General features: G+C 56.1%; 29 protein-coding genes and 1 pseudogene. 22 read left to right on the forward strand and 8 right to left on the reverse strand.

Annotated elements, in window-relative coordinates; translation table 11 throughout:
• Positions 1–1,176, reverse strand: a pseudogene (locus AC9UEO_RS00325) (DUF349 domain-containing protein); the annotation flags it as partial.
• An 87-nt stretch (positions 1,177–1,263) separates the two neighbouring features.
• Between AC9UEO_RS00325 and AC9UEO_RS00330 the strand changes: the two are divergent.
• The 18 genes from AC9UEO_RS00330 to AC9UEO_RS00415 all read left to right on the forward strand — a co-directional run bounded on the left by AC9UEO_RS00330 (position 1,264) and on the right by AC9UEO_RS00415 (position 14,117).
• Positions 1,264–2,088 (forward strand): lytic transglycosylase domain-containing protein, encoded by an 825-nt coding sequence (locus AC9UEO_RS00330; RefSeq protein ID WP_509528445.1) that lies wholly within the window; start codon positions 1,264–1,266, stop codon positions 2,086–2,088.
• A 60-nt stretch (positions 2,089–2,148) separates the two neighbouring features.
• Positions 2,149–3,393, forward strand: a complete 1,245-nt coding sequence (glyA, locus tag AC9UEO_RS00335; protein WP_509528447.1) for a serine hydroxymethyltransferase — start codon at positions 2,149–2,151, stop codon at positions 3,391–3,393.
• Positions 3,394–3,399: 6 nt separating this feature from the next.
• Positions 3,400–3,849, forward strand: coding sequence for a transcriptional regulator NrdR (gene nrdR / locus AC9UEO_RS00340; RefSeq protein WP_509528450.1), 450 nt, complete (start codon positions 3,400–3,402; stop codon positions 3,847–3,849).
• Positions 3,850–3,984: 135 nt separating this feature from the next.
• A complete protein-coding gene (locus tag AC9UEO_RS00345; protein WP_509528452.1) occupies positions 3,985–4,461 on the forward strand; it encodes a GspH/FimT family pseudopilin in 477 nt (158 codons plus the stop codon).
• Positions 4,458–4,940, forward strand: a complete 483-nt coding sequence (gene pilV / locus AC9UEO_RS00350; protein ID WP_509528454.1) for a type IV pilus modification protein PilV — start codon at positions 4,458–4,460, stop codon at positions 4,938–4,940. Before AC9UEO_RS00345 ends, pilV begins: the two co-directional genes overlap by 4 nt.
• Positions 4,937–5,635 carry a PilW family protein gene (locus AC9UEO_RS00355; protein ID WP_509528456.1) on the forward strand — a complete coding sequence of 233 codons (699 nt, stop codon included), beginning with the start codon at positions 4,937–4,939 and terminating at the stop codon, positions 5,633–5,635. The genes pilV and AC9UEO_RS00355 overlap by 4 nt, the downstream gene beginning before the upstream one ends.
• Positions 5,632–6,255, forward strand: a complete 624-nt coding sequence (locus AC9UEO_RS00360; protein WP_509528458.1) for a hypothetical protein — start codon at positions 5,632–5,634, stop codon at positions 6,253–6,255. The genes AC9UEO_RS00355 and AC9UEO_RS00360 overlap by 4 nt, the downstream gene beginning before the upstream one ends.
• Positions 6,252–6,650 carry a type IV pilin protein gene (locus tag AC9UEO_RS00365; protein WP_509528460.1) on the forward strand — a complete coding sequence of 133 codons (399 nt, stop codon included), beginning with the start codon at positions 6,252–6,254 and terminating at the stop codon, positions 6,648–6,650. The genes AC9UEO_RS00360 and AC9UEO_RS00365 overlap by 4 nt, the downstream gene beginning before the upstream one ends.
• Before the next feature lie 31 nt (positions 6,651–6,681).
• Entirely contained in the window at positions 6,682–7,785 is a 1,104-nt protein-coding gene (ribD, locus tag AC9UEO_RS00370) for a bifunctional diaminohydroxyphosphoribosylaminopyrimidine deaminase/5-amino-6-(5-phosphoribosylamino)uracil reductase RibD (protein WP_509528462.1), read from the forward strand.
• Positions 7,786–7,802: 17 nt separating this feature from the next.
• Positions 7,803–8,444, forward strand: coding sequence for a riboflavin synthase (locus AC9UEO_RS00375; RefSeq protein ID WP_509528464.1), 642 nt, complete (start codon positions 7,803–7,805; stop codon positions 8,442–8,444).
• Positions 8,441–9,562, forward strand: coding sequence for a bifunctional 3,4-dihydroxy-2-butanone-4-phosphate synthase/GTP cyclohydrolase II (ribBA, locus tag AC9UEO_RS00380; protein WP_509528466.1), 1,122 nt, complete (start codon positions 8,441–8,443; stop codon positions 9,560–9,562). Before AC9UEO_RS00375 ends, ribBA begins: the two co-directional genes overlap by 4 nt.
• Position 9,563: 1 nt before the next feature.
• Positions 9,564–10,031: a 6,7-dimethyl-8-ribityllumazine synthase gene (gene ribH / locus AC9UEO_RS00385; RefSeq protein WP_509528468.1), complete on the forward strand. Its 468-nt coding sequence runs from the start codon at positions 9,564–9,566 to the stop codon at positions 10,029–10,031.
• Entirely contained in the window at positions 10,028–10,525 is a 498-nt protein-coding gene (gene nusB / locus AC9UEO_RS00390; RefSeq protein WP_509528470.1) for a transcription antitermination factor NusB, read from the forward strand. The genes ribH and nusB overlap by 4 nt, the downstream gene beginning before the upstream one ends.
• Before the next feature lie 2 nt (positions 10,526–10,527).
• Entirely contained in the window at positions 10,528–11,718 is a 1,191-nt protein-coding gene (locus AC9UEO_RS00395; RefSeq protein ID WP_509528473.1) for a pyridoxal phosphate-dependent aminotransferase, read from the forward strand.
• Complete coding sequence (ybgC, locus tag AC9UEO_RS00400) at positions 11,715–12,116, forward strand: tol-pal system-associated acyl-CoA thioesterase (RefSeq protein WP_509528475.1); 402 nt, start codon at positions 11,715–11,717, stop codon at positions 12,114–12,116. Before AC9UEO_RS00395 ends, ybgC begins: the two co-directional genes overlap by 4 nt.
• A complete protein-coding gene (gene tolQ / locus AC9UEO_RS00405; protein WP_509528477.1) occupies positions 12,113–12,808 on the forward strand; it encodes a protein TolQ in 696 nt (231 codons plus the stop codon). Before ybgC ends, tolQ begins: the two co-directional genes overlap by 4 nt.
• Positions 12,809–12,823: 15 nt before the next feature.
• A complete protein-coding gene (locus tag AC9UEO_RS00410) occupies positions 12,824–13,267 on the forward strand; it encodes a biopolymer transporter ExbD (protein ID WP_509528479.1) in 444 nt (147 codons plus the stop codon).
• 10 nt (positions 13,268–13,277) lie between these two features.
• Positions 13,278–14,117, forward strand: coding sequence for an energy transducer TonB (locus AC9UEO_RS00415; RefSeq protein WP_509528481.1), 840 nt, complete (start codon positions 13,278–13,280; stop codon positions 14,115–14,117).
• Here the strand turns inward: AC9UEO_RS00415 and AC9UEO_RS00420 are convergent.
• The 5 genes from AC9UEO_RS00420 to AC9UEO_RS00440 form a co-directional block, all read right to left on the reverse strand.
• Positions 14,114–15,958: a sensor histidine kinase gene (locus AC9UEO_RS00420; RefSeq protein WP_509528482.1), complete on the reverse strand. Its 1,845-nt coding sequence runs from the start codon at positions 15,956–15,958 to the stop codon at positions 14,114–14,116. The two genes, AC9UEO_RS00415 and AC9UEO_RS00420, sit on opposite strands and share 4 nt — an antisense overlap.
• A 4-nt stretch (positions 15,959–15,962) precedes the next feature.
• A complete protein-coding gene (locus AC9UEO_RS00425; protein WP_509528484.1) occupies positions 15,963–16,598 on the reverse strand; it encodes a response regulator transcription factor in 636 nt (211 codons plus the stop codon).
• 78 nt (positions 16,599–16,676) lie between these two features.
• The gene (locus AC9UEO_RS00430) at positions 16,677–17,870 is read right to left on the reverse strand and encodes an MFS transporter (protein WP_509528487.1); all 1,194 of its coding nucleotides are present in this window, start codon (positions 17,868–17,870) and stop codon (positions 16,677–16,679) included.
• Positions 17,871–17,874: 4 nt separating this feature from the next.
• Entirely contained in the window at positions 17,875–18,975 is a 1,101-nt protein-coding gene (aroC, locus tag AC9UEO_RS00435; protein WP_509528489.1) for a chorismate synthase, read from the reverse strand.
• 78 nt (positions 18,976–19,053) lie between these two features.
• The gene (locus tag AC9UEO_RS00440; RefSeq protein WP_509528491.1) at positions 19,054–19,512 is read right to left on the reverse strand and encodes a CBS domain-containing protein; all 459 of its coding nucleotides are present in this window, start codon (positions 19,510–19,512) and stop codon (positions 19,054–19,056) included.
• 87 nt (positions 19,513–19,599) lie between these two features.
• Between AC9UEO_RS00440 and AC9UEO_RS00445 the strand changes: the two genes are divergently transcribed.
• The gene (locus AC9UEO_RS00445; protein ID WP_509528494.1) at positions 19,600–20,919 is read left to right on the forward strand and encodes an O-acetylhomoserine aminocarboxypropyltransferase; all 1,320 of its coding nucleotides are present in this window, start codon (positions 19,600–19,602) and stop codon (positions 20,917–20,919) included.
• A 10-nt stretch (positions 20,920–20,929) separates the two neighbouring features.
• Positions 20,930–21,736: an alpha/beta fold hydrolase gene (locus AC9UEO_RS00450; RefSeq protein ID WP_509528497.1), complete on the forward strand. Its 807-nt coding sequence runs from the start codon at positions 20,930–20,932 to the stop codon at positions 21,734–21,736.
• Here AC9UEO_RS00450 and AC9UEO_RS00455 read toward each other — a convergent pair.
• Complete coding sequence (locus AC9UEO_RS00455; RefSeq protein ID WP_509528499.1) at positions 21,733–22,983, reverse strand: NAD(P)/FAD-dependent oxidoreductase; 1,251 nt, start codon at positions 22,981–22,983, stop codon at positions 21,733–21,735. The two genes, AC9UEO_RS00450 and AC9UEO_RS00455, sit on opposite strands and share 4 nt — an antisense overlap.
• Before the next feature lie 26 nt (positions 22,984–23,009).
• Entirely contained in the window at positions 23,010–24,134 is a 1,125-nt protein-coding gene (locus AC9UEO_RS00460; RefSeq protein WP_509528501.1) for a YihY family inner membrane protein, read from the reverse strand.
• Between the two features lie 85 nt (positions 24,135–24,219).
• Between AC9UEO_RS00460 and AC9UEO_RS00465 the strand changes: the two genes are divergently transcribed.
• Together AC9UEO_RS00465 and AC9UEO_RS00470 are read left to right on the forward strand one after the other, a co-directional pair.
• The gene (locus AC9UEO_RS00465) at positions 24,220–24,645 is read left to right on the forward strand and encodes a DUF2069 domain-containing protein (protein WP_509529079.1); all 426 of its coding nucleotides are present in this window, start codon (positions 24,220–24,222) and stop codon (positions 24,643–24,645) included.
• Positions 24,642–26,141, forward strand: coding sequence for an FAD-binding oxidoreductase (locus AC9UEO_RS00470; RefSeq protein WP_509528504.1), 1,500 nt, complete (start codon positions 24,642–24,644; stop codon positions 26,139–26,141). The genes AC9UEO_RS00465 and AC9UEO_RS00470 overlap by 4 nt, the downstream gene beginning before the upstream one ends.
• Positions 26,142–26,143: the final 2 nt, after the last annotated feature.

The raw sequence follows: 26,143 nt of genomic DNA on the forward strand, positions 1-26,143 counted from the left end.
AACTTCAGGGGTAACTTCAGGGTTGACTTCGGGGACAGCCAGCGCGGCAGGGGCGTGGGCAACTTCAGTTGCTACTGGATCAATAACCGGCGCTTGGAGCAGTGCTTCGGCTTTGGTGACGAGTTGAAGGCGGATTTCATCCGCACGCTTGCGTTGCCAACCTTCGAGTTCGCTAGCAGCGGCCAAGGCGGTTTGCACCTGCTGGGCAAGCTCGGTATCGAGTTGCAGACCCTTGGTTTTGAGCGCTGCACGCAACAAAGAGGCAGCGCCCGACATGGCTTTGCTGTGCCCCAAGGCCACTTCCTTTTCAAGTTGCAACAACATGCCGGGGATTTGCGAAACAACTTGACTGGCCTGAGGGGGGACATCTGCTTTGGCTTTGCTGGCTGAAGCAACGGGCGCGGCGTCCGTACTTTCACTTCTGGAGTGCCGCAATTGGTCAGCCCAGGCCGGTACAGCCGGCAACGGCAAGTTGCTGTCTTGAGCGGCGGCTTGGGTTTGGGCCAAGGCCGCTGAAAACGCATCCCAAACCAAGGGAAGATGTTTGGTGGTTTCAGCCACCAAGGAGGGGTATTTGGGGTCAACGCTGGGCCAATGGGCATCGCTTTGCAAAGCCTCAAATTCATCATGTAAACGTTTCAAATCGGTTTGTAAGGCATTTTGTAGCTCAAGGGCTTCTTGCCAAGACTTGGTCGACAAGACCTCGATGCGCTGGGTCAGCAACAGCGCTGTTTCACGTTGCACTTGGGCGCGATGCTCGAGTTCGTCAACATGCTTGATGCGCTCGGTAAGGGCTTGGCGCAAACCTGCCAGCGGTTCACGAGACAAGGGGGCCCCAACTTTGGCCGCGTCGCGTTGCCACGCCATGGCGTCTGCCACTTTGAATTGGTGGGCTTGGAGCAAACTTTGGGCTTTGTCTGCCCACTCTTGGGCCAAAGTGTCCTGGGTTTTGGTCCGCTTGAGTTCATCGAGTTTTTCGCGTAAGAGCTTGGCCGCGCCCTTGTCGCGTGCACTCATTTCTTTGAAAACTTGCTGCAGTAATTCCGGGGAGGGGTCGCTTGCCAACCAATCTCGCAGTCGAGCAGATCGCTCGCCGGAAGTAGGGGCGGTTAAGGCGCCAGAGGTCAAGGCATCCAAAGTGGGCAAGCCGGGGTTGCTGTCAAAAGACGTAGTCACAGTAATTCAAATCGGTTGGTTAAGCCCTTAAAAGGGCCAAAACAGCTATTGTGACAGGGCGCAAGGGCTAAAAGCTAAAATAAGCGGATGTCATTTTTTGAATCGTTTCGCCAAACTGTCAAAGTTTTTGCCTCCGATGTCGGCGATGGGTTTTTCCTCATCACCCACAGCGGCTTAGCATTGCTGGGGTTGGGTGTTTTTTGCGCCATGGTGCTCTTTAGCACCCAAGCCGATTTACGCTCTGCCGCAGAAGTTGAATTGATAGACTGGCTGCAAAATCGACACGATTTCGATCTGAGCTTTCAAAGCAATGCAGATGCTGTCGACCGCGCCACTGCTGCTGATCCGCGAGATTTACCTCAAGATCAGGCCAATATCGCCCTATGGTTAAGTCGCAAATACCGCGTTGCCCCTGAACCCATCAGCGCCTTGGTGGCCGAGGCCTTCGATATTGCGCCGCGCAACCGCCTAGACCCCACGCTCGTTCTTGCTGTGATGGCTGTCGAGTCGAGCTTCAATCCGTTCGCCCAAAGCCCAGTCGGCGCCCAAGGTTTGATGCAAGTGCGCACCAAGATTCATACCGATAAATATGAGGACTTTGGTGGCGATTTGGCAGCTTTCGACCCAATTGCCAATTTGCACGTTGGTGTTGCGGTTTTGAAAGAATCTATCTCTCGAAACGGCTCTGTGGAAGCCGGTCTTCGCCAGTACGTGGGTGCGGCCAACAGCGGAGAAGACGGTGGCTACATCGGCAAAGTGTTGGCTGAGCAGAGCCGCTTGCAAGAAGTCGCCTTAGGCCGTCTGGTGCCTTTAGGCAGCGCCAAACCTGCTGACGGCGATAAACAAGGCCTGCAAAAGCTCTGGGACAAAGCCAAAGAGTTGGCCACCTTTGAGTCCGATCCTGTGAACTGATTTCCCCTTGAAGGCAGTTTTTGTTTGCCTGCTTCGCTTCTTTTTTGAAAGACCTGCACCATGTACCACCGAAATCACTTAGTTGAACAAGCCGACCCCGAACTGTGGGCTGCCATCCAAGCTGAAAACGCAAGGCAAGAACACCACATCGAGTTGATCGCTAGCGAAAACTACGCCTCCCCCGCAGTCATGGCGGCGCAAGGCTCACAATTGACCAACAAATACGCCGAGGGCTACCCTGGCAAGCGCTACTACGGCGGCTGTGAAAACGTCGATGTCGCCGAGCAACTCGCCATCGATCGCGTGAAACAAATTTTTGGTGCGGATGCCGCCAATGTGCAACCACACTGCGGCGCTTCTGCCAATCAAGCCGTGTTCTTGGCCTTTTTAAAACCAGGCGAGACCATTATGGGCATGAGCTTGGCCGAGGGCGGTCACTTGACCCACGGTATGCCCTTAAACCTGTCTGGCAAATGGTTCAAGGTGGAGAGCTATGGTTTGAACGCCAAGGAAGAAATTGACTACGATGCAATGGAAACCAAAGCCCGCGCCACCAAGCCCAAGCTCATCATTGCCGGCGCTTCGGCCTACAGTCTGCATATCGACTTTGCGCGTTTTGCCAAAGTTGCCAAAGAGATTGGCGCCATCTTTTTGGTCGACATGGCGCATTACGCAGGACTGATTGCCGCAGGCGTCTACCCCAACCCTGTGCCCCATGCCGATGTGGTCACCTCCACCACCCACAAAAGTCTGCGTGGTCCGCGTGGGGGCATCATCCTCATGAAGGCCGAGCATGAAAAAGCCATCAACAGCGCCGTGTTTCCTGGCTTGCAAGGCGGCCCCTTGATGCACGTGATTGCGGCCAAGGCTGTGGCTTTCAAAGAAGCGCTGCAACCAGGCTTCAAGGAGTACCAGCAGCAGGTAGTGAAAAACGCACAAGTCGTGGCACAAACACTCACCGAGCGCGGCTTGCGCATTGTCAGCGGCGGCACCCAAAGCCATGTGATGTTGGTCGACTTACGCTCCAAAAACATCACTGGCAAAGCGGCTGAAGCCGCCTTAGGCAGTGCCCATATGACCATCAACAAAAACGCCATCCCCAACGACCCAGAAAAACCCATGGTGACAAGCGGCGTGCGCATCGGTACCCCTGCCATGACCACGCGTGGATTCAAGGACGAAGAAGCGCGTGCCACCGCGCACCTGATCGCCGATGTGCTTGAAAACCCCCATGATGAAGCACATATCGCGGCGGTTCGAGCCAAGGTGCACGCCCTGACCAGCCGTTTTCCAGTCTACGGGTAACACCTCATGAAGTGCCCTTTTTGCAGTCATGTGGAAACCCAAGTCATGGAAACCCGCATGTCTGAAGAGGGTGACTCGATTCGCCGACGTCGCTCTTGCAGTCACTGCGAAAAGCGCTTCACCACCTACGAACGCGCCGACGTCAGCTACCCAGCAGTGGTGAAAAAAGATGGGCGTCGCATCGAATACGACCGCAGCAAATTGCGCGGTTCTCTGAATCTGGCGCTGCGCAAGCGCCCGGTCAGCACAGAGCAAATCGATGCGACCATCGAGCGTATTGAGGAAAAATTGCTGGCCTTGGGACAACGCGAGGTTGCTTCCACACGCATAGGCGAGTTGGTCATGCGCGAGCTGAAAAAGCTGGATAAAGTGGCCTATGTGCGCTTTGCCAGCGTCTACCGCAGCTTTGAAGATGTGGACGAATTCAAAACCTTGGTAGACGAGTTCCGCCGCTAACCCCTAGGTTCATTCCTCACCTTTTCAAGGTGAACAGCGCACACCCTTTTTTGCCCATGCCGTTGCAAGATGACGGCCATGCACACAGCTACCTCATTCAGAAAACCCCTTTCAGTTTTCCTTGGCTACACGCTGATGGAAATGCTTACCGTGTTGGGCTTATTGGCCACGCTAGTCAGCATGGCAACGCCTTGGCTGCAGCAGTGGCTGTGGCGACTGCAAGTCGAGAGCGTGGTGCAGTCTTGGAGCGCTGACTTGCAAGCCGCTCGCTTGCAGGCCCTGCGCTCGGGTCAAGCCTTGCGCCTGCAACGTTCAAGCCAGTGCCAAAGCAGCCCTTTGGCAAACGGGGACTGGCGCTGTGGCTGGCAGTTACTCAAAACCCATGGCAGCAGCAATACCGCGCTTATCACTACCCAGTTGGCTGGCGAAGTGCTGGTGCACATCAGTCCTGCGCAAAACAGCTTGGAGATCAACGCCTTGGGCGAGCCAGTGGCTGGAGGCTTGCGGGTGGTGGTGCAAGCCAGACGCAGCCAAACCGCTTCTATGGTTCGCGCCATTTGCATCAATACGGCGGGGCGCTTGCGTGTCATCCAAGGAAGCACTTGCGCATGAAAGCCTCGGTCCGACTTTCGCTGGGGTTCTCCACCCTTGAGGCTTTAGCGGCTTTGATGGTTCTCAACCTGCTGTGTGTGGGTGTACTCGCCATGCAACTGCAAGCCTTGCAAGCGCAGCGAGATGCTCTCGCCATGCAATCGGCAGTTGGCTTGGCCCAAGACCTGTGGGAGCGAATGCAAATTTTTCCGCAAGCAGCCATGTCTTACCAGTTGGATCTTGGCCAAGTAGCGCCCAATACAGACTGCAACATTCAAGCCTGTACGCCAAGCCAATGGGCCCTGTCGAATTTATCCGCATGGCAACTGGCTGTACAGGAGCGACTACCGGGTGCACAAGCACAGTTGGTCACCAACGCATCCGCCAAAGTGCATTTGCTGCTAGCGTGGCCAGACAATTCAATACCAGACATAGGGGGCACTTTGCCAAGTGCCTGCCCAAGCCGCCACCGCTGCTGGCAAACCCACTGGTCCTTATGACGCCCAGTCTTCGCAAGCCGCAACAGGGCCACACCTTGGTTCAAAGTTTGGTTGGCATGGTGCTGTCGATGGGGGTCATCATGGCGGCATTTGCTGCCTTTGCTTGGGTGCAAAGCAACCACCAACACATGCAAGCCAGGGCTGATCTGCAAGAGCGTTTGCACACAGCGCTGTCTGTGCTGCAAGAGCGGGTCACGCGAGCGGGTGCGCCTGCCCTGCAATTTGATGCACACAACAAGGTCAGCCTCATGTCACCAACATTCAGCCTGCAAGGCGGTGACCATACTTTGTCATTGATGCACCACACCAATCTGAGCCCCTCAGACTGCCAAGGCCACCAAGCCTCGACTTTGCCATGGATACAAGACGACTTCAAACGCAGCACACGCAACGAACTCAGCTGCAAAGACAGTTTTCGCAGCAACACCACTTACCAAGCCTTGGTAGGCAACATAGACCAAGTGGGTTTTCTGTATGCAGAAATGCTGCCTGGAGCCGAGGCACGAATGCAGTGGCGCAGCGCGACCTCCGTTTCAAACTGGCAAGCGGTGCGAGGCGTGCAAAGCTGTTTGCAAACGAAGATGGCAGGCCTGGGCGCAGTGCCTGCCAGCCCATCTTGTAGCAGCGGTCTGCCTTTAATTTCACCAGCACTGGCGTGGCGGGGGGTGGCGTTTTTACGCCATGCCAAACCATGAAGGCACAACGCGGCTTGGCCTTGCCCATGGTGGTGGTGCTGTCCTGTCTTTGCAGTGTGTTGTTGTTGGCGCAATGGCGCAACTTGGCCACAGCACAAGCTTTGGGGCAAAGTGCTGGGCTTCGTTGGCAATTGAAGCACAGCGCTTTAGACACTTTGCGCTTAGCCGTCCACGATATCCGTCTCAGCGCAGCAGATACAAGACACCAAATGGGGGCTTACTCGGACAGCCATGCTTTTTTTCCAACCACCACGCAGCAGTGGCAGGTGTTGCAATCTCGTTTGGCGTCTAATGGGTGTCAGGCAGGCATTTGCCGCCCCCTTGGCACAGACAACGCAAATCTCGCACCTTGGCTAGCACGGCTTGAGCAAGCGCAAAACGCGCCGTCGGCCTCGGGCCAAAGCGCAAAATATTGGGTGGAGGTTCTTCCCCTGTCCAATGCAAACACGGGTGACTCCCCGTTTCTTTACCGCATCACGGCCTTGGCTCAAAACGGTGAGAGTGGCGCTCAGTCTGGTTGGCAAGCCTTATGGCGGCCAAGTTCAGTCGACGTAAGTCACCCCCCCACCTCTTTACTTTCGTCATCGGAGTGGGTGCGCCTGCTGCCCTTGTCACCATGAAGCGCGTCTTTGCTGGCTTCATCCTGATCGAGTTGCTATTTGTCATGGCGGTCATCGCCATACTCAGCAGTCTAGCTCTGCCCAGCTACCAACACACCCAACAAAAAGGTCAGCGCACCTTGGCCAAACTCGCCTTGGCCAAAACCGCGCATTGGCTTGAGCGAGCAGCCAGCATCACGGGCCAGTACCCCTCAGGCATACCCGACAGCGTTTGGCAAAGCGCGCAATTGCGCTATCGCTTGCAAGTGCAAAGTCAAGCCCAATCCTTTTCATTGACTGCCATCCCTTTAGGCGCACAAACCCAAGACGCTTGCGGCAGCCTCACCCTTGGCCACACCGGTGAACGCGGGGTGCAAAACGCCGTATTGAGCGCCACCCAATGCTGGGAAAGGTAAGACTTACAAGAAGACTCGGATAATCACCCAAATGATTTGGTCTGCCACCGACACCGCTCGAATGAACCAAGCCTTGGCCTTGGCCAAGCAAGCCCTGTTCATCACCACGCCCAATCCCCGCGTTGGATGTGTGATTACCTCTTCAGAGGGTGAAGTGCTGGGCGAGGGCTATACCCAAGCCGCTGGCCTTGCACACGCCGAAATCATGGCTTTGCGCGACGCGCAAGCACGGGGGCACGATGTGCAAGGTGCGACGGCTTATGTGACGCTGGAGCCCTGCGCCCACCATGGGCGCACCGGCCCATGTTGTGATGCCCTGATGGATGCCGGTATCGCCAAGCTTGTAGCCAGCGTGCAAGACCCCAACCCGCAAGTGGCAGGTTCGGGCTTGGCGCGGTTGCGCGCGGCAGGCATTCAAGTCGATGTCGGTCTGAGTGCTCAAGAGGCGACGGAGATGAACATTGGTTTTTTCAAACGCATGAAGCACGGCTCGCCGTGGTTGCGCATGAAGTCGGCGCAATCCTTAGATGGTCAAACCGCTCTTCTCAATGGGCAAAGCCAATGGATCACCTCAGAGGCAGCAAGGCAGGATGGCCACCACTGGCGCGCCCGTGCCTGTGCGCTGCTCACAGGCATTGGCACGGTGTTACAAGACAACCCCCTGCTGAATGTCCGCAGCGTCAGCACCCCGCGTCAACCGCCTCTGCTGCTGGTCGACTCACGCTTGCAAACTCCGCTTGATGCCCGTTTGTGGGAGACCCCCAGACAAGTGCTGATCTACCACGCCGAGCGTGACTCTTCTAAAGAGCAAGCACTGAAAGCTCAAGGCGCTGAACTCGTGTATTTGCCTGGGGCTGGCCACAAAGTAGACTTGAGCGCCATGGTGCAAGACATGGGGCATCGTGCTTACAACGAAGTGCATATCGAAGCAGGACACAAACTCAATGGCTCGCTCTTGAGTGCAGGTTTGGTCGATGAATTGCTGATCTACATAGCCCCTGTTTTGCTTGGCGCAGGACAGCCTATGGCTGCCCTGCCTCCTCTAGAAAAAATCGATGACGCCACAACTTGGACATTCACCAACCACACGCTTGTTGGTGCTGATTTACGCGTCTTAGCCAGACCCCTTCGCTGATCTGCCAAAATAGGCTTATGTTCACCGGCATCATCACCGGCGTGGGGCGCATCGCCGCTGTACACGACCTGGGTCGTTCTTTGGATCATGGCAAACGCCTTGAGATCAGCACACCTGCGCATTACTTAGATGATGTGGGTCTTGGAGACAGCATCGCCCTCAACGGCGCCTGCATGACCGTCACCAGCTTCAACCCTGCACAAAACCTTTTCACCGTCGATATTTCTGCCGAGTCGCTGGCCAAAACCGCAGGCTTAGACCACATCGGTACTGTCCTCAATTTGGAAAAAGCCCTGCGCGCCAACGACCGCTTGGGTGGACATATCGTCTCTGGACATGTCGATGGTATGGGCTTGATCCATCGCTTTGAGCAAATCGGCGAAAGCTGGTTGTTGCAAGTGCTGGCCCCGCTCTCCCTTGCCAAATACCTTGCCTACAAAGGCTCTATCACCGTCAATGGCGTGAGCTTGACCGTCAACCGCGTTGAAGACAGCTCTGAGGGTTGCTTGGTGTCCATCAACCTGATTCCCCACACCATTGAAAACACCGCACTGGGACACTTAAGAGCAGGCAGCGAGGTGAATCTAGAAATCGACACAGTAGCTCGCTATGTGGATCGCATGATTAGCCTAGACATTTCATTGAAAGCAAACCCATGACAAGCCCTTTAAAGCCTGTTGCCATTTCGCCTTTGGCCGACATCGTGGCCGACATGAAAGCGGGTCGCATGGTGATTTTGGTGGATGAGGAAGACCGCGAGAACGAAGGCGACTTGGTGCTCGCAGCCGATCATGTCACGCCCGAAGCCATCAACTTCATGGCACGTTTCGGTCGCGGCCTCATTTGCCTGACTCTCACGCGCGAACGCTGCGAGCACCTGAAACTGCCGCCCATGGTCGAGCGCAATGGCACGGTGTACAGCACCGCTTTCACAGTGTCGATTGAAGCTGCCCAAGGCGTGACCACCGGTATTTCCGCCGCTGACCGCGCTCGTACCGTGCAAGTGGCTGTTGCAAAAACCGCCACCGCCAGCGACTTGGTGCAACCCGGCCATATCTTTCCTTTGCAAGCGGTGGATGGCGGCGTGCTGATGCGTGCGGGCCACACCGAAGCAGGTTGCGACTTGGCTGCCATGGCGCAATGCTCGCCGGCAGCAGTCATTTGCGAAATCATGAAAGACGACGGCACCATGGCGCGACTGCCCGACTTGATGACATTTGCAGCACAGCACGGCTTGAAAATTGGCACCATTGCAGATTTGATTGAATACCGTAGCCGCACTGAATCCTTGGTCAAGAAAATCAGCAGCCGCTCCATGACCACTGCTCACGGTGAATTCCTAGCCCATGCCTACAAAGACCTGCCCAGTGACAGCGTGCACATTGCCTTGGTGCGTGGCAGTTGGAGCGCAGACCATTGCGTATTGGCGCGGGTACACGAGCCTTTGTCTGTGCTGGATGCGCTTGAACCACAGCGGGTGATGCACTCGTGGACCTTGGATGCTGCTTTAGCGCGAGTAGCACACGAAGGTACGGGAGTGGTGGTGCTGCTCAACTGTGGCGAAAATGGCGAGCGCCTTCTAGCGCAATTTGAAGGCGTGGCGCGATCGGCACAAGCACCCGAGCGCGGACGTATGGATTTACGCACCTATGGCATAGGCGCGCAAATTTTGCGCGACTGCGGCGTGCACAAAATGCGCCTCATGGGCAACCCAAGACGCATGCCCAGCATGACCGGTTACGGGCTGGAAATCACCGGCTACCTCTCCAAGGAATGAAATGCACCACCCCGATTTAAGCGCCACACGTACCGACATAAACGGCAGCAACCTGCACATTGGCATCGTTCAAGCACGCTTTAACTTAGACATCACTAACGCATTGGCGCAGGCCTGTTTGTCTGAGCTGCAGTCTTTAAAAATTCCCGCTGACAACATTCACCACGTTCAAGTGCCGGGTGCCTTGGAAGTGCCTGTGGCTTTGCAGGCCTTGGCGCAAACCCAGCGGTTCGATGCGCTGATTGCCTTGGGTTGCATTATTCGGGGCGAAACCTACCACTTCGAACTGGTGGCCAATGAATCAGGATCGGCCATTACACAGTTGGCACTAGACCATGGTTTGCCAATTGCCAATGCAATTCTTACCACCGAAAACCTTTCCCAAGCGGTGGCGCGTCAAACCGACAAGGGGCGCGATGCTGCGCGGGTTGCAGTGGAAATGGCATTGTTGATGCAAAGCCTGACATGACCGACCGTAACTTACGCCGTGCCAGTGCGCGTGCCGCCCGCACCCGCGCACGCGGTTTTGCATTGCAAGCGCTGTACCAAGTGATGGTAGGTGGTAACCCTGCCGATGAAGTCGACATCTTTACCCGCGATCTAAGCGGTTTCAATAAAGCTGACGCAGTGCATTTCGATGCCCTGCTGCATGGCTGTGCCGAACATGCCGCCACGCTGGACGCACTCATTGTGCCCATGCTGGACCGCAAATTAACAGAGCTCTCACCCATCGAACATGCGGTTCTGTGGATTGGCGCTTATGAGTTGCAACATTGCATCGATATCCCTTGGCGTGTGGTGTTGAATGAATGCATCGATTTAGCCAAAGAGTTTGGTGGTACCGACGGTCACAAATACGTGAACGCGGTACTCAACCAACTGGCACTGCAATTGCGCGCCCCTGAGGTAGAAGCCGATCGCAAAACAGCTACAACCGACTTGCCAACCGCTGCTACCGAATAAATATGCGCATCACCCAACGCGCTCAACGCATCGAGCCTTTTTATGTGATGGAAATGGCCAAAGCGGCGCAGCGTATTGCTGCTGAGGTTCAGCACAGCGACCAACCGATGGTGTTTCTCAATATCGGTGAACCCGATTTCACTGCCCCGCCCTTGGTGCAAGAGGCTGCCCAACGGGCAGTGCGAGATGGACGCACCCAGTACACCAATGCCCTAGGTTTAGAGGCTCTGCGCGAGCGTATAAGCGCTTGGTATGCATCGCACTTTGGTGTGCAAGTGCCAGCGCGGCGTATTGTGGTCACAGCCGGTGCTTCAGGAGCGTTGTTATTGGCCTGCATGGCCTTGATTGAAGACGGCGACGAGGTTTTGATGCCTGACCCCAGCTACCCATGCAATCGACACTTTGTCAGCGCAGCACTTGGGCGTGCAGTGCTGTTACCTACGGACGCTGCGCAACGCTTTCAGCTGAGTGCAGCACAGGTCAAGGCACACTGGGGTGAGAAAACACGCGGCGTGTTGCTGGCCTCTCCGTCCAACCCGACTGGCACATCGGTCGCTGCTGCAGAACTCAAAGCGATTCACAGCTTGGTGCAGCAACACGACGGCATTACCATGGTGGATGAAATTTACTTGGGTCTGAGCTATGACGACGCTTTCGCGCAAACAGCTTTGGCGATTGACGATCAGATCATCAGCATCAACAGTTTTTCTAAGTACTTCAACATGACCGGTTGGCGCTTGGGGTGGTTGGTGGTGCCAGACGATTTGGTAGCAGTCGTAGAGCGCTTGGCGCAAAATCTGTTTATTTGCCCAAGTACCGTGTCTCAGCTCGCAGCTTTGGCCTGCTTTGAACCCGAGAGCTTAAGCCTCTACGAAGAACGCCGTTCGGCCTTCAAAACAAGGCGAGACAGTTTCATTCCCCAGCTTAACGCCATGGGTTTGACAGTGCCGGTCATGCCTGATGGCGCGTTTTACGCTTGGGCCGATTGCCGCGATGCTTGTCGTCGCCTCGGTTTGAAGGACAGTTGGGCCTTTGCAGAACACCTGATGCAACATGCCCATGTAGCAGTCACCCCTGGACGCGACTTTGGCACACATTCGCCAGGCGACTATGTGCGCTTGTCAACTGCGTCTACTCTGCAGGACTTGCAAACCGCAGCCCAACGCATACAACACTTGCTGGAGGCCGCATGAGTTTTGAATTTCCCATCCGAGTGTATTGGGAAGACACCGATGCGGGTGGCATCGTGTTTTATGCCAACTATTTAAAATTTTTCGAACGCGCTCGCACCGAATGGCTGCGTCATTTGGGCATTGAGCAGCAAGCATTGCGGGACGCCACGAACGGCATGTTTGTGGTGGCTGAAACCCAGTTGAAATACCATAGACCTGCTCAACTGGACGACTTATTGACCGTCAACGCCAGTTTGCTCAACAAAGGTCGCTCTAGCTTGGTTATCGCCCAACAAGCTTGGCGACACGCAGACTCGCCTGTGTTGCTGTGCGAAGGTACTATTCGCATTGGCTGGGTGCAAGCCGCCAGCCTCAAACCCGACCGCATTCCCCCTTCCATTTTGGAGCGTTTGATATGAACCAAGAGTTTTCCATTGTTCACTTGCTGTTGAATGCAAGCTGGGTTGTGCAGGCGGTTGTGCTGCTGTTGCTGTTGGTGTCATTGCTGAGTTGGACGGCGATTTTTCGCAAGCTCTTGTCGCTGGGCGATGTGCGTCGTTTGAACGATGAATTCGAGCGAGAGTTTTGGTCTGGCAAAAGTCTGCAAGAGTTGTTTGCAGCAGCGCAGCAAAATGCCAAACTCTCTGGCCCCATGGAGCGCATCGTTGCCAGTGGCATGCGCGAATACCAAAAACTGCGCGAGCGCCGCATCACCGACAGCGGCTTGTTGATGCACGGCGCACGCCGCGCCATGCGTGCAAGCCTGCAGCGCGAAATGGATGCGATTGAATCGAATTTGTCCATGTTGGCCTCGGTAGGCTCGGTCTCCCCTTATGTGGGTTTGTTTGGTACCGTGTGGGGCATCATGCATGCGTTCACGGGCTTGGCGCAAATGCAGCAAGTCACCTTGGCCAAGGTAGCTCCTGGCATTGCCGAGGCATTGGTTGCCACCGCCATCGGTTTGTTTGCTGCCATTCCTGCGGTGCTGGCCTTTAACCGTTTCTCACGCGACATTGACCGTGTGGCCAACCGGCTTGAAACATTCATTGAAGAGTTCTCCAATATCTTGCAACGCAATGTGGGTGCGCAAGCCACCACATTGACACGCTAAAGCGAGGCCAGACCCATGTCTTCCTCCACCCCTCGTAGCATGCGACGGCGCACCATGAGCGATATCAATATGGTGCCCTTCATCGATGTGATGTTGGTACTGCTCATCATCTTCATGGTCACGGCTCCGTTGATGGCGCCCAGTGTGATTGACATTCCTACCGTGGGCAAGGCAAGCGCTGCACCCGAGCAGGTCATCACTGTAGAGATAGACAAAAAACTCAGCATCACGGTCAAGTCACGCAGCGCATCAAACGCGCCTGGCACTGATGTCAAACAAACCGCATCTATGGATAACGTTGCCGCCCTGACCTTGCAACTGCAAGCTGGCAATGCCGCCACGCCGGTGGTCATCAGTGCAGATAAACAAATTGCTTATGAAAATGTCGTCAAGCTGATGGACAGCTTGCAACGCGCTGGTGTGCAGCGTGTGGGTTTGTCGGTTCATCTGAACAATTGACTCAAGCCGTATGAGTTCAAGCGACGCTCACTTGGAATTTGCACCAGCGCCTGATGGCGGTAATGGTCGTGCGCTGGTATTGGCTGTGGGTGTGCATGCCTTGCTGTTGTTGGCCTTGAACTGGGGGACCTTGTGGTCTCAACAGCCACAAGACATGAGTGTCGAGGCAGAGTTGTGGTCAGCCATACCCCAGCCAGTTGCACCTAAAGCGCAAGCGCTTACTGAGCCAGTTGCCGCCCCCACGCCAGAACCCGAACCGCTACCTGAACCACCTTTGCCAGTTGAGCCCCCAGCCAAACCTGCTAAAGCCCCACCGCCTGTGGTCGAGCCGCAAATCGCCATTGACAAGTTAAAAAAGAAACAGGCAGAGGAAAAACAGCAAGCGCAAGAAGAGAAAAAAGCCAAACTCAAAGCTGAGAAGGAAGAAGAAAGCAAACGTAAAGCGCAAGAAAAACAAGAAGCCAAGGAGGCAGAGGAACGACATCGACAAGCCGTCAAGCGCTTGCAATCCATGGCGGGGTCAGCAGGCACGCCTGTGGATACCGGCGTAGCCCCCAAAGCCAGTGGCCCGTCTGCCACTTACATCGGTCGCTTAAGAGCCAAAGTCAAACCCAATATCACCTTTCCCGACAACTTTTTGCAAACCGTGTCGGGAAACCCCATGGCTGACGTTGAAGTCACCTGTAGCCCTAGCGGAAAAATTGAATCAGTCGACTTGGTCAAATCCAGTGGCAACAGTGCTTGGGATGAAGCTGTGCTCAACGGTCTGCGTAAAACTGCGGTGTTGCCCCGCGATGTTGACGGCAGTGTGCCAACACGATTGGTGTTCAGTTTTCGCCCTAGAGATTAAGCCTGCCGTGGCGGTGTTAACCGTAAGCCTATGCCAATGGCTGTCCCCTTGCCTGCTTGACTGCGCAAGCTTATGGATGCACCCATTTGCACCGACAGTTGCTTGATGCTGTACAAACCCAAGCCTAAACTTTGTGGAATTTGCTGCTCTTGGCCGGAGCTTGCAAACGCTTTAAAGCAAGCATCCCGCTGCGTTGGCGACATGCCCTCACCTTTGTCTATGCACCACAGCCACATCTTGTCGCCTTGACGGCGGGTTCCAAGCAAAATTTTTCCCCCGCTTGCGCCGTGGCGTAAAGCGTTGGAGAGCATATTGCGCACCATGCGTTGCAGTGTGGGGGGGTGCACCCATAGCGGCTGAGCGCTGATGCGACTGCGCAGCAAGACTTGGCGCAGTTGCGCCATCGGCGCAAACTCTTGCAACAAGTCTTTCAGCAAATGAGCGAGCGAGTGAGCTTGGAAGTGACTATCTTCTAAAACCCTTGCCTTGTCGTCGGCCAAATGCCGCAAACTGTGCATGAAGTCGTCCACATAAAACGATGCGAGTTGCAGGCCTTGCAGTAAATGCGCTTGCTGGGCCGGCGTTGCGACTGTCAGCGATCTTGCATACAGCTGCATGCTTTGCAGTGGCTGCCACAGGTCATGCTGTGCCGCTGCATACAAGCGTCCTTGCTCTTTGTGGCGTTGCAAGCGCAGTTGTAATCCTTGACGCAGTTGCAAGACTTGCATACAGCCCGACCAGCCCAGCAAAGTAGCTACCACTGCCCCTTGCACAAACTGCGCACCCAAGGTGGTGACCAATGGCCATTCAAACCATCGAAACAACCAATACACAGAAACCGACAGCAAATAGACCACCCACACGGCCACATACATGGCGATATAGGAACGCCGGTAGCGGCGATAAGTACGCAAAGCCAATAACAACATCAACACCGACTGACCCGCCCCTAGGTACAGCAGGGCGTTGCGCATCCAGTTGCTGTAAAACCATGCCATCAAGGGCAAGCCCACCCACCAACACCATGCTCCCCAACGCAGGGCTTTGTCACACGAGGGGTCATACTGGGGGGTGCGTAAAAATGCTCTTGCATGGTGCACACTCAACGCCATCAACACCCCATACGAGACGCTGCCAACCCAAGCGGTTTGTAACCTGTCCAGCCAAGGAAACAACCAATTCATCAAACCACTGACCCAAACAGCACCTAAGGTTTCGCAAACAGCCATGGCCAAGAAAATGGGTAGCGATGGGTTGTAAAAAGAGCGTATCAAGGTCAGCACATAAAACACCACTACCCAAGGCACCGCCAATACCGCACCCATCAACAAAAACAGCCACTGCTGTTGTTGTGAAACCTCTGCAGGTGTTTGCAGAACAAGGGGGAATTGCACGCGGTTAACACCCGCTATGCGCACCAACACATGTGTGCTGTGCTCGGCTGATACTTCGATGGGCCACACCGCAAACAAATGCCCACTGCCCAAGCTAAGCGCTCGGGTGTCTTGCAGTTGCGGTTGTGCCACCCATGGACCATCGGCGCGGCGCCACCAAAGTTGCGCTTTGTCCTGTGTGGGGGACTGCAAACTCAGCCAATAACTTGTTGACTCCTTTGTGGGACCCAGATGAAAGCCAGCCCAATGCGCAATCTCTGAGGAAGCGGGGACGACTTGGTGAGGACGCGTAAGCGCCTGCCCTTGGCCCTGTTGTATGCGCTGCCAAATGGCCTCTGGCGTTTCATCACTTACCTGTTGCGATACAGCTTGCATAGCTGGCCATGACGGCATCTGCGCCAAGGCTGTCGCACAGGCTAGGCCTTGCCACACAAAGGCAACAAGCACGGCCCTAAACATCGGTAGCTTTCTGTTGCAGCCATTGCAGGTACAACTGACTGGCTTGGGTGCGGTTTTCAACCCCCAGCTTGCGCAAGACTTCTCGGGTGTGGCTGCGCACGGTGGCCTCACTGAGTTGCAATTGATGCGCTATGCGGCGACTGGTCCAACCCTTGGACAACTGCGCCAGCACCAAGCGTTGCTGCGTCGACAAACTTGGCACACCTTGCGACACAGGTGCAAGCTGCGCCAACAAAGGCGCAGCTTGGGAAAGCAAGACCTGATGCAAGGCCGCCAGCAATGCGGCCATAAAAGCACTGGAGGGCAAGGCTTTGTTTAGAAACACCACGTCATTGGCGGTGCAAGCCTCTTGTACCTCGGGGTCTTGCAAGGCTGAGAGCACCATCAAAGCGCCTTGGCTGCGCAACTCGCACACCGCATAGAAAGTTTGCAAACCATGGGAATCTGGCAAATTTAAATCGACCAAAACCAAATCCCATGACTGTGGGTCAGACAAAAACTCAAGTGCGGTTTCAAGACGGTGCGCCAAGACACACTGCGCTTGTGGCAAACAGCTTTGCACCGACACAGCAATGGCGTCGGCCATCAAAGGGTGGTCTTCGATGATCAAGATGCGCGGGTGAGGCATGACATCTCCTTGAGCGAGATGTACGCAATTTCTCCAACGTCGACAAGACCCGTACTAAGAAATTGAGCAATATTTCAGTTATGCAGACTGTAGGCGGGAGACCCTGAGCAGACCAACCGCACACAACAAGGCCAGCACGGCCACGGGAATAGCCGCCATGAACACCGTTTGTAAACCCCAATGGGTGCTGAGCGCAGCTCCCCCCAAAGCCCCCAGAACACCGGTAAAGCCATAGCCAATCACCGCATACAAGGCCTGCCCCCTGCCCCTTAAGCGACCTGGGAAATGCTGCGACAACCAAGCGATGCACACGGTGTGCTGAATAGCAAAGGTAAAGACATGCAGGCACTGCGCCAACAACAGCACGGGCAGAAGTTGGCCGTACCAAGCGGTGAGTCCCATTCGCATGGCCATCAAACCGGTACATACACACAGCCAAGCAGGCAAGCTCAACCAGTGCAACCAGCGGCTTTGGGAAAAGAAGCCAATGATTTCGACAATGACCGACACCGCCCACAACACGCCAATCATGTCTTTACCGTAGCCAAGCTCATCTAGGTACAAAGAGAAAAACGTATAGATAGCCACATGCGACAGCACATGGAAAAACAGCGTCGCAAAAAACCACAGGGTTGGGGGCTTGAGCAGCACAGCGGTGAAACCCGACTGACCCGCCGTTAAGTGCGTGGCTTCTCGTATATTGGGCAAACTCCACACGCTCAAGTTAATGGCCACCAAGGTGAGGACCGTCCAAAAAGGAAAGTCAACCATGCCATGCACTTCAAACCAGTGTCCTGAAACAAACACCGTCACCAAAAAACCAACCGATCCCCACAAACGGATACGCCCATAGCGGCGTACATCCAACGTGCCTTGGTGGCTGACCAAATGTGCCATCGCCGCCTCGCTCATGGGCATCATGGCGCTGGTGTGGGTGAACATCAAAAACAAAACTGCTGCCAACCACCACGGCGAATTGCTGAACAACAATCCAATAGAGCACAACAAGGCCATGCCTGCACACCAACGCATGAGGGGCACTCGTTCGCCGCTGCGGTCGCTCAGCCACCCCCACAGATAGGGCGCAAACACGCGGGTGACTGCTTGCATGGAGGTGAGCAAACCGATCATCCACAGGTTCAAACCCAAGTGCTTTAACCACAAAGGCAAATAGGGATTGAAGAAACCGATGTGGGCAAAGTAGCTGGCAGAAAGCGCGGCAAACGGCACCAGTTGACGCCGCGAAACCCGCGGCGCTGAGTCTGTCGTCATGGTTTCACTCGCTGCGATGCGCGGGAATGGGCGTGAGCGGCATGACCACGTCGCCGCACTGTGCGCGGTGGCGCAGCGCATGGTCCATCACCACCAGCGCCAAGAGCGCCTCGGCAATGGGTGTGGCGCGTATGCCCACGCAAGGGTCATGGCGACCCTTGGTTTGCACCTGCACTGCGTTGCCTGCGCTGTCGATGCTGTCGCGTGGTGTGAGGATAGAGCTGGTGGGCTTGATGGCGATGCTCACCTCCAAATCTTGCCCCGTGCTGATGCCGCCCAACACGCCACCGGCGTTGTTATTGGCAAAACCCTCGGGCGTCAAGCTGTCGCCGTGGGTGGAGCCGCGTTGCGCCACGCTGGCAAAGCCTGCGCCCATCTCGACGCCTTTGACCGCGTTCAAGCCCATCATGGCGTGGGCGATGTCGGCGTCGAGCCGGTCATAAATCGGTTGACCCAAACCGACGGGCATGCCCCGCGCCACCACACGAATGCGCGCGCCGCAGGAGTCACCCGCTTTGCGCAGGCTGTCCATGTAGGCCTCGAGGTGTGCCACATCGGCCATGGGCGCATAGAAGGGGTTGTTGGGCACATGCGCCCAGTCTTCAAACGCAATGGGGTGCTCGCCCAACTGCGTCATGCAACCCATGAATGTGGTGCCGTATTTTTCTTTGAGCCATTTTTTGGCCACTGCGCCAGCCGCTACCGTAGGTGCTGTCAAGCGTGCCGATGAACGGCCACCACCACGCGGGTCGCGCACACCGTATTTTTGGGTGTAGGTGTAGTCGGCGTGGCCGGGTCTGAAGGTTTGCAAGATGTCGCTGTAGTCTTTGCTGCGCTGGTCGGTGTTTTGAATGATCAGCGCAATAGGGGTGCCGGTGGTCACGCCTTGGTACACGCCACTCAAAATTTGCACTTGGTCGGGCTCTTGGCGTTGCGTCACATGGCGGCTGGTGCCAGGGCGGCGGCGGTCCAGGTCGTGCTGGATGTCGGCCTCGCTCAGCGCCATGCCCGGTGGGCAGCCGTCAATCACACAGCCAATGGCTGGTCCGTGGGATTCACCAAAGTTGGTGACTGCGAAAAGGGTGCCAAAGGTGTTGCCGCTCATGTGGGGGATTATCTCTGAGAGAAATCGGAGAATTAATCGGGGTCAGATCCCGATTAATTAATTGGAATCTGACCCCAATTAATTAGCCTTGGCGCCCTCTTCCTCCGAGGGCCAATCACGGATATAGGCTTTAAGCATTTGGTTCTCGAAGTTTTGGCTGTCCACCACAGCTTTGGCCACATCGTAAAAACTCACCACGCCCATGAGTTCGCGCTTATTCAACACAGGCAAATAGCGGGCATGGCGCTCGAGCATCATGCGGCGAACTTCGTCGAGTTCGGTGTCGGGCGAACAGGTGAGGGGATGGTCGTCCATGGCGCTTCGCACGGTGGCCTGTCCCAAGGCGCCGCCATTGCCATTGAGCGCCAAAATCACCTCTCGAAAAGTGAGTATGCCCACCAAGTCCCCGTGGTCCATGACCAAGATGGAGCCCAAGTCGTGGTCGGCCATGGTCTGCACCGCCTCAGCCAAAGGTGCCAGCGGCGTGGTGGTGTAGAGCGTGGTGCCTTTGAGGCGAAGAATGTCGCTGACTTTCATGGGGTTCCTCTCAAGGCCAGTGCGGCTGGCATGACTTTCAATATAGCCCACAATCTGCTTCTGGTACACCGTAGGAACGAGAACACCATGACCGGATACGCAGATCCCCATTTTGATACGCTTGCGCTGCACGCAGGCAGCCAACCCGACCCCGCCACCGGCGCTCGCGCGGTGCCGATTCACTTGACCACCTCCTACGTGTTCGAATCGTCCGACCAAGCCGCAGCACTTTTCAATTTAGAAAGCGCCGGCCATGTCTACAGCCGCATCAGCAACCCCACCACCGCGGTGTTCGAGCAGCGCATCGCTGCGTTGGAGGGCGGCATCGGTGCCATCGCCACTGCCAGCGGTCAAGCGGCATTGCACCTGAGTGTGGCCACGCTCATGGGCGCGGGTTCGCACATTGTGTCCAGCTCGGCGCTGTACGGCGGCTCGCACAACCTGCTGCACTACACGCTGCGCCGCTTTGGCATTGAAACCACTTTTGTTAAGCCAGGCGATATTGAAGCTTGGCGGGCCGCTATCCAGCCCAACACCAAGCTGCTGTTTGGCGAGACGGTAGGTAATCCAGGGCTAGACGTTCTGGACATTCCCACCATCTCTCAGATTGCCCACGACAAAGGCTTGCCGCTGTTGGTGGATGCCACACTCAGCACACCCTATTTAATGAAACCCTTGTCCTTGGGCGCGGATTTGGTCTACCACTCGGCCACCAAGTTTTTGAGCGGCCACGGAACGGTGATTGGTGGCGTGGTGGTCGATGGCGGCTCCTTTGACTGGGAGGCCAGCGGTAAATTCCCCGAACTCTCCGAGCCCTACGCTGGTTTTCACAACATGGTGTTCACCGAAGAGAGCACGGTGGGTGCGTTTTTGCTGCGAGCCAGACGAGAAGGCTTGCGCGACTTTGGTGCCTGTTTAAGCCCGCATTCGGCATGGTTGATTTTGCAAGGTATGGAGACTTTGCCGCTGCGCATGGAACGCCACTTGGCCAACACCGAAAAAGTGGTGGCGTTTTTGGCGGCCCACCCCATGGTGTCGCGGGTCGGTCACCCGCTCATGCCCGACCACCCCAGCCATGCATTGGCCGAAAAACTCTTGCGCGGTGGCGCACGCGGTGCTGGTTCGGTGTTCAGTTTTGATATCAAGGGTTCTCGCACCCAAGGGCGTGCGTTCATTGAAGCGCTGAAGATCTTCAGCCACTTGGCCAATGTGGGCGACAGCAAATCGTTGGTGATCCACCCCGCCAGCACCACGCATTTCCGCATGAGCGATGAGGCGCTGGCCCAAGCGGGCATTGGGGCCGGCACCATTCGTTTGTCGGTGGGTTTGGAAGACGCAGACGATTTGATTGACGACTTGAAGCGCGCCCTTAAAGCTGCTGAAAAAACCGCTGAAAAAGCAACTTGAAGGGGCCACCATGTACATCAATGTGAACGGCCACAAGACCTACGCCTACACAGGCGGCAAAGAGTTCAACCCCTCCCTGCCCACGGTGGTGTTGATTCACGGGGTCTTGTGTGACCACAGCGTGTGGGCGCTGCAAAGCCGCTACTTAGCCAACCATGGCTGGAATGTGCTGGCCATCGACCTGCCAGGCCACTGCAAAAGCGCGGGTGCGCCTCCTGCTACAGTGCAAGAAGCTGCTCAGTTCATACAGGATTTGCTAGATGCGCAAGGCGTCGAGCAAGCCGCTTTGGTGGGCCACAGTTTTGGCTCCCTTATTGCCTTGCAAACCGCGGCCAATTTGGGCGAGCGCATCAGCCATTTGGCAATGGTGGGCACGGCCTACCCCATGAAGGTCTCTCAAGGGCTGCTAGATGCCTCTTTGAATGAACCCGACAAAGCCTTGCACATGACCAATGTGTTTTCACGTGCCACTTTGGCACCACCTTCAGGCGCCGGGTCTTGGGTGTTCGGTGCGAGCTTGGCATTGGGGCGACGTGTCTTGGCCAGCAACAAAACCGTGAACGTTTTTCACACGGGCTTTAATGCTTGCAACAGCTACGACCAAGGTCTGCAAGCCATGGCGTGCGTTACCTGCCCCGTGCTGATGGTGTTGGGTGAAGCTGACCAAATGACCATGCCCAAGAACGCACAACCGCTGATAGCCCAAGCCAAAGAGAGCGGCGTGTCCTTGCAAGTGGTGACCATCCCTCATGGACATCACCAAATGACCGAGTCGCCTGACGAAACTTTAGATGCCATCAAGCGCTTTTTGCTCTAGGTACCAAACCTTTCGACCCGATAAGGTCTTGGATCAATATAGGGTGTTTCGCCACACATCAACTCGGCAAGCAGCCTCCCGCTCGATGCTGCTTGCGTCAACCCATGGTGCGCATGGCCGAAGCTGAACCACAAACCAGTGTGGCGTGGCGCAGAGCCCACCAAGGGCAACATATCAGGGGTGCATGGGCGAGAACCCAACCAAGCTTGAGCGTCCAGTCGCTCACCCAGATGGGTCAAGCCCCGCGCAATAGGCTCGATGCGCTGCAGTTGCACGGGGGTGGCAGGCGCATCACGCAAGGCGAACTCCGCGCCAGTGGTCAAGCGCAAGCCCCGCTGCATGGGTGCGATGGCATAGCCGTTCTCCACATCGACAATGGTGTGTTTCAGCGTTACTTCATTCGACTGGAAATGCATGTGGTAACCCCGCTTGCGACCCATCGGCAAGCGGTAGCCAAGTTGCCTTGCCATGTCTTCGCCCCACGGCCCCAAGGCCAACACAGCTTGCGGGGCAATTAAACGTCCCTCTTCAGTTTGCACAGACCACGACTTTCTTTCGGCTTGCAAAGTACGCGCATCGCCTTGCACAAAACGCCCCCCGCGTTGCTCGAACAAAAGCAGATAGGCGCTTGACAGCGCTTGTGGGTCTCGGATTTGCCGCGACTCGGGGTAGTGCACACCACCTAGCAAGGCGGTTTTCAGTGCAGGTTCTATCGCCAAGAGTTGTGAGGGTGACAAGGCGTTTGCTGTCACACCAAAGGCGCGGCTTTGCTCGGCCATAGAAAGGCTTTGCTTGGCACTTTCTTCGGTGCGAAAAACCTTGATCCAGCCACGCTCGTTCACCAAATCTTGCACACCGGCGGCAGCGATCAGCGGCTGGTGTTCGCTCCAGCTGTGCTCGATCAAGGGCAAGGCGCCAGCAATGGCCTGCGGGTACAAAGCAGGCGATGAATGCTGCCAATAGCGCCACATCCAAGGTAGCAAAGAAGGCAAGGCGCTCCAGTGGTAATGGGCAGCGGTGCGCAGACCCATCGCATAGGCCAGCAAGGTTTTGAGGTCACGCGGGAATGCATAGGGAAACACCGTGCTGCGCTCGATCAGCCCCGCATTGCCAAAGCTGGTTGCCGCTCCAGCTTGGGCACGGTCTATGAGCACCACCTCGCGGCCGCGTTCTTGCAACTTCAGCGCCAAGCCCAAGCCCACCATGCCTGCGCCAAGCACCAACACATCAGCAGATTTGTTTTGCATAAAAATTAATTGGGATCTGACCCCGATTAAATGAGCTCAGCCAAACGCCAGTCCTGCCACCGCGCCCAAACGGCTTGGGTATGTGCGTTGTCAGCCAATAAAAGCAGGTTCATCAAAGGGGCTGCACGGGTGGTAGCTAAATCGATGAGCAAAACATAACGCGGTGCGGTGAACTCGCTCAAACGCCCCACCCAATCCAGTTGCGTCAACAAGCCCATCACCTCATCTATCTCCCAGGACTCAACGCCTAGTTGCTGCGCAAGCCTTGTCACATCCAAACCGCCCGCACTTTGCAAACGGGCTTGTTGGAGTAAGCGCAAACAACCCAGCGCCAGAGCGAAGCCACGACCCGCTCGCTCTTCATAGGTATCAGACAAATCGTTCGCCAAGGCAGGCCAACTCGCTACCAATACGGCGCCTAACAACACCACCACCCAAGTGGTGTAAATCCACACCAGCAAAATCGGCACGGTGGCAAAGGTGCCGTAAACCAGCGAGAAGGTGGGCATACTGGCCAAATAAAACGTCAATCCGCTTCGTGCAGCCTCTAGCACCAACGCGGTGAAAAAACTGCCCAGCAACAGAGGGCGCCAAGACACTTGGGTGTTGGGCACAAAGCGGTACAAAGCGCTGATGCCACCCCACAGCAAAAGAAACTCCAGCACTCCCAAGGCCATTTTTACGCCAGGCCCTTGGTAACGCAAAGAGCCACCCGACCAAGTGATGACGGAGGCCATGGTTACCAAACCTGCCGCCACCAACAAAGGCCCCAAGGTGAGCGCAGCCCAATACAGCAATAAGCGCTGGCCCCATGGGCGTTGTTGTCGCACCCGCCAAATGGTGTTGAGGCTGCGGTCTATGGTGAGTATCAAAGCCAGCGCAGACAACATCAAAGCGGCGAAACCAAAACTGCCCAAGCGGCTGGCCTTGGTGGTGAACTGGGTCAAGTAGCCCAGCACTTGGCGTGAAATGGACTCGGGAATCAGGCTCTCCACCAACCAGCGTTGCAGTACGGTTTGAAATTGGTCAAACACTGGAAACGCTGTTACCACCGCTAAAGCCACCGTCAACAGCGGCACCAAAGCGATCAAGGTGGTAAAAGTCAAAGCACCCGCGGTTTGGCCCAAACGGTCATCAGCAAAACGGTGCATCAAGCGCCTTGCCGCCCTTCTCCAAGGGAAATGCAGGAGTTTTTGCGGTAGCAGAAGGAGTTGCGAGACAATCATGCCCTCTATCATGCCATCGACACCTTCTCTCACCCCCCAAGCTCACCAACATGTGCAACTCAGCCGCGCCTTGGCTGTCAGCAGCCTCGTTGGACTGGTGTTGCTTTCACTGGTGTGGGAGCTGTGGCTGGCACCTTTGCGCCCAGGTGGTTCTTGGTTGGTGTTAAAGGCCTTGCCTTTGTGCATTCCCTTGGCGGGTTTGCTGAAAAACCGCATGTACACCTACCGTTGGGTCAGCTTGGTGGTGTGGCTGTATTTCGCCGAGGGCGTGATCCGTTTGCAAGGGGACGCCTGGCCAAGCAATGCGTTTGCTGCGGTGGAGATTTTGTTGTGCTTGATGCTCTTCACAGCCAGCGCATTGCATGTGCGTTGGCGACTGCGCGACGCAGCCTTGGCTGCCTCCCAAGAAAACGGTGGCGACGAGACCAAGCCATGAGCAGCGCTTTGCTTGCCCAGTTGCAAACCATCGTCGGCACCGACCATGTGCTGTCCAGCGGGGATTTGTCTGCTTACGAGCGCGATTGGCGCGGTCGCATGCAAGGCAAGGCTTTGTGCGTGGTCAAACCCAACAGTACCGAAGAAGTGGCGCTGGTGGTGAAAGCCTGCGCAACTGCAGGCGTGGCCATCGTGCCGCAAGGTGGCAACACCAGCATGGTGGTGGGCGCAGTGCCTGATACCTCGGGTACACAGGTGGTGCTCAGCTTGCAACGCATGAACCGTATTCGTGCAGTGGACAAAGCCAACCTCACCCTCACCGCTGAGGCAGGGTGCATTTTGTTCAACGTGCAACAGGCCTCTACCGATGCGGGCCTGTTGTTTCCCCTGAGCTTGGCGTCCGAGGGCAGTTGCACCATTGGCGGCAATTTGGGCAGCAACGCCGGTGGCACGCAAGTGCTGCGCTACGGCAATGCGCGAGACCTTTGTTTGGGGTTAGAAGTGGTAACGCCCCAAGGCGAGGTGTGGCATGGCCTAAGTGGTCTGCGCAAAGACAACACTGGCTACGACTTGCGGGATATGTTCATTGGCAGCGAGGGGACCTTGGGCATCATCACCGCCGCCACCTTGAAGCTCTACCCCCAACCCGCGGCCGAACTCACCGCTTGGGCAGCCGTGCCCTCTATGCAAGCTGCGGTTCAGTTATTGGGTTTGGCGCAGCAGCATTTAGGGGCAGGCCTCACCGGTTTTGAGGTAATGGGTCAGTTTGCTTTGCAGTTGGTCACCACCCATTTCCCCACGCTCAATGTGCCGCTGTGGCAAACCGCGCCTTACTGCGTGTTGCTGTCGCACAGCGATACCGAAAGCGAGGCGCATGGCAATGCCCAGCTTGAGCGCTTGCTGGAAGCCGCGCTGACGGATGGGTGTGCCCTTGACGCGGTGGTGGCCAGCAGCTTGGCGCAAGGGCGGCAGTTGTGGCAGGTGCGCGAGAGCATCAGCTCCGCGCAAGCGGCGCAAGGTTTGAACATCAAGCACGATATTTCCATCCCTGTTTCCGCCATTCCCGACTTTGTGGCACACACAGACGCCCTGTTGGCTCGGGAGGTAGAAGGTGTTCGCTTGGTGAATTTTGGCCACTTGGGCGACGGCAATTTGCACTACAACGTGCAATGCCCCGCAGGAACAGACGCCTCGGTCTTTTTGTCGACACAAGAGCACCTCATCAACACCTTGGTGTACGACGCGGTGATGAAGTTTGGTGGCTCTATCAGCGCCGAGCACGGTGTGGGCAGCCTAAAGGCTGACACCCTGCACTTATACAAAGACCCCGTGGCGCTGCAACTCATGCGCAGCATCAAGCAGGCGATTGACCCGCAGAATGTGATGAATCCGGGGAGGGTGTTGGTCAATGCATCTATTAAACCGATTGTTGCGATAGGACAAAACACAATTACGGAAGAAATGGTTCGTACTGTTCGGAACGAGATAGGCGATTGAGA

This window comes from Limnohabitans sp. (assembly GCF_040401495.1).
Taxonomy (GTDB): Bacteria; Pseudomonadota; Gammaproteobacteria; order Burkholderiales; family Burkholderiaceae_C; genus Limnohabitans.

Bases quoted from the DNA above. Each gene is read 5' to 3' on its own strand.
- ribBA (WP_509528466.1), top strand. From the start codon at position 8,441: ATGACAAGCCCTTTAAAGCCTGTTGCCATTTCGCCTTTGGCCGACATC.
- AC9UEO_RS00330 (WP_509528445.1), top strand. From the start codon at position 1,264: ATGTCATTTTTTGAATCGTTTCGCCAAACTGTCAAAGTTTTTGCCTCC.
- AC9UEO_RS00440 (WP_509528491.1), bottom strand. From the start codon at position 19,512: ATGAAAGTCAGCGACATTCTTCGCCTCAAAGGCACCACGCTCTACACC.
- ribH (WP_509528468.1), top strand. From the start codon at position 9,564: ATGCACCACCCCGATTTAAGCGCCACACGTACCGACATAAACGGCAGC.
- AC9UEO_RS00450 (WP_509528497.1), top strand. From the start codon at position 20,930: ATGTACATCAATGTGAACGGCCACAAGACCTACGCCTACACAGGCGGC.
- nrdR (WP_509528450.1), top strand. From the start codon at position 3,400: ATGAAGTGCCCTTTTTGCAGTCATGTGGAAACCCAAGTCATGGAAACC.
- AC9UEO_RS00465 (WP_509529079.1), top strand. From the start codon at position 24,220: ATGCCATCGACACCTTCTCTCACCCCCCAAGCTCACCAACATGTGCAA.
- AC9UEO_RS00395 (WP_509528473.1), top strand. From the start codon at position 10,528: ATGCGCATCACCCAACGCGCTCAACGCATCGAGCCTTTTTATGTGATG.
- tolQ (WP_509528477.1), top strand. From the start codon at position 12,113: ATGAACCAAGAGTTTTCCATTGTTCACTTGCTGTTGAATGCAAGCTGG.
- AC9UEO_RS00455 (WP_509528499.1), bottom strand. From the start codon at position 22,983: ATGCAAAACAAATCTGCTGATGTGTTGGTGCTTGGCGCAGGCATGGTG.
- glyA (WP_509528447.1), top strand. From the start codon at position 2,149: ATGTACCACCGAAATCACTTAGTTGAACAAGCCGACCCCGAACTGTGG.
- ybgC (WP_509528475.1), top strand. From the start codon at position 11,715: ATGAGTTTTGAATTTCCCATCCGAGTGTATTGGGAAGACACCGATGCG.
- AC9UEO_RS00365 (WP_509528460.1), top strand. From the start codon at position 6,252: ATGAAGCGCGTCTTTGCTGGCTTCATCCTGATCGAGTTGCTATTTGTC.
- aroC (WP_509528489.1), bottom strand. From the start codon at position 18,975: ATGAGCGGCAACACCTTTGGCACCCTTTTCGCAGTCACCAACTTTGGT.
- AC9UEO_RS00415 (WP_509528481.1), top strand. From the start codon at position 13,278: ATGAGTTCAAGCGACGCTCACTTGGAATTTGCACCAGCGCCTGATGGC.
- nusB (WP_509528470.1), top strand. From the start codon at position 10,028: ATGACCGACCGTAACTTACGCCGTGCCAGTGCGCGTGCCGCCCGCACC.
- AC9UEO_RS00460 (WP_509528501.1), bottom strand. From the start codon at position 24,134: ATGCACCGTTTTGCTGATGACCGTTTGGGCCAAACCGCGGGTGCTTTG.
- AC9UEO_RS00425 (WP_509528484.1), bottom strand. From the start codon at position 16,598: ATGCCTCACCCGCGCATCTTGATCATCGAAGACCACCCTTTGATGGCC.
- AC9UEO_RS00445 (WP_509528494.1), top strand. From the start codon at position 19,600: ATGACCGGATACGCAGATCCCCATTTTGATACGCTTGCGCTGCACGCA.
- AC9UEO_RS00470 (WP_509528504.1), top strand. From the start codon at position 24,642: ATGAGCAGCGCTTTGCTTGCCCAGTTGCAAACCATCGTCGGCACCGAC.
- AC9UEO_RS00430 (WP_509528487.1), bottom strand. From the start codon at position 17,870: ATGACGACAGACTCAGCGCCGCGGGTTTCGCGGCGTCAACTGGTGCCG.
- AC9UEO_RS00360 (WP_509528458.1), top strand. From the start codon at position 5,632: ATGAAGGCACAACGCGGCTTGGCCTTGCCCATGGTGGTGGTGCTGTCC.
- AC9UEO_RS00355 (WP_509528456.1), top strand. From the start codon at position 4,937: ATGACGCCCAGTCTTCGCAAGCCGCAACAGGGCCACACCTTGGTTCAA.
- AC9UEO_RS00345 (WP_509528452.1), top strand. From the start codon at position 3,985: ATGGAAATGCTTACCGTGTTGGGCTTATTGGCCACGCTAGTCAGCATG.
- AC9UEO_RS00375 (WP_509528464.1), top strand. From the start codon at position 7,803: ATGTTCACCGGCATCATCACCGGCGTGGGGCGCATCGCCGCTGTACAC.
- ribD (WP_509528462.1), top strand. From the start codon at position 6,682: ATGATTTGGTCTGCCACCGACACCGCTCGAATGAACCAAGCCTTGGCC.
- AC9UEO_RS00410 (WP_509528479.1), top strand. From the start codon at position 12,824: ATGTCTTCCTCCACCCCTCGTAGCATGCGACGGCGCACCATGAGCGAT.
- pilV (WP_509528454.1), top strand. From the start codon at position 4,458: ATGAAAGCCTCGGTCCGACTTTCGCTGGGGTTCTCCACCCTTGAGGCT.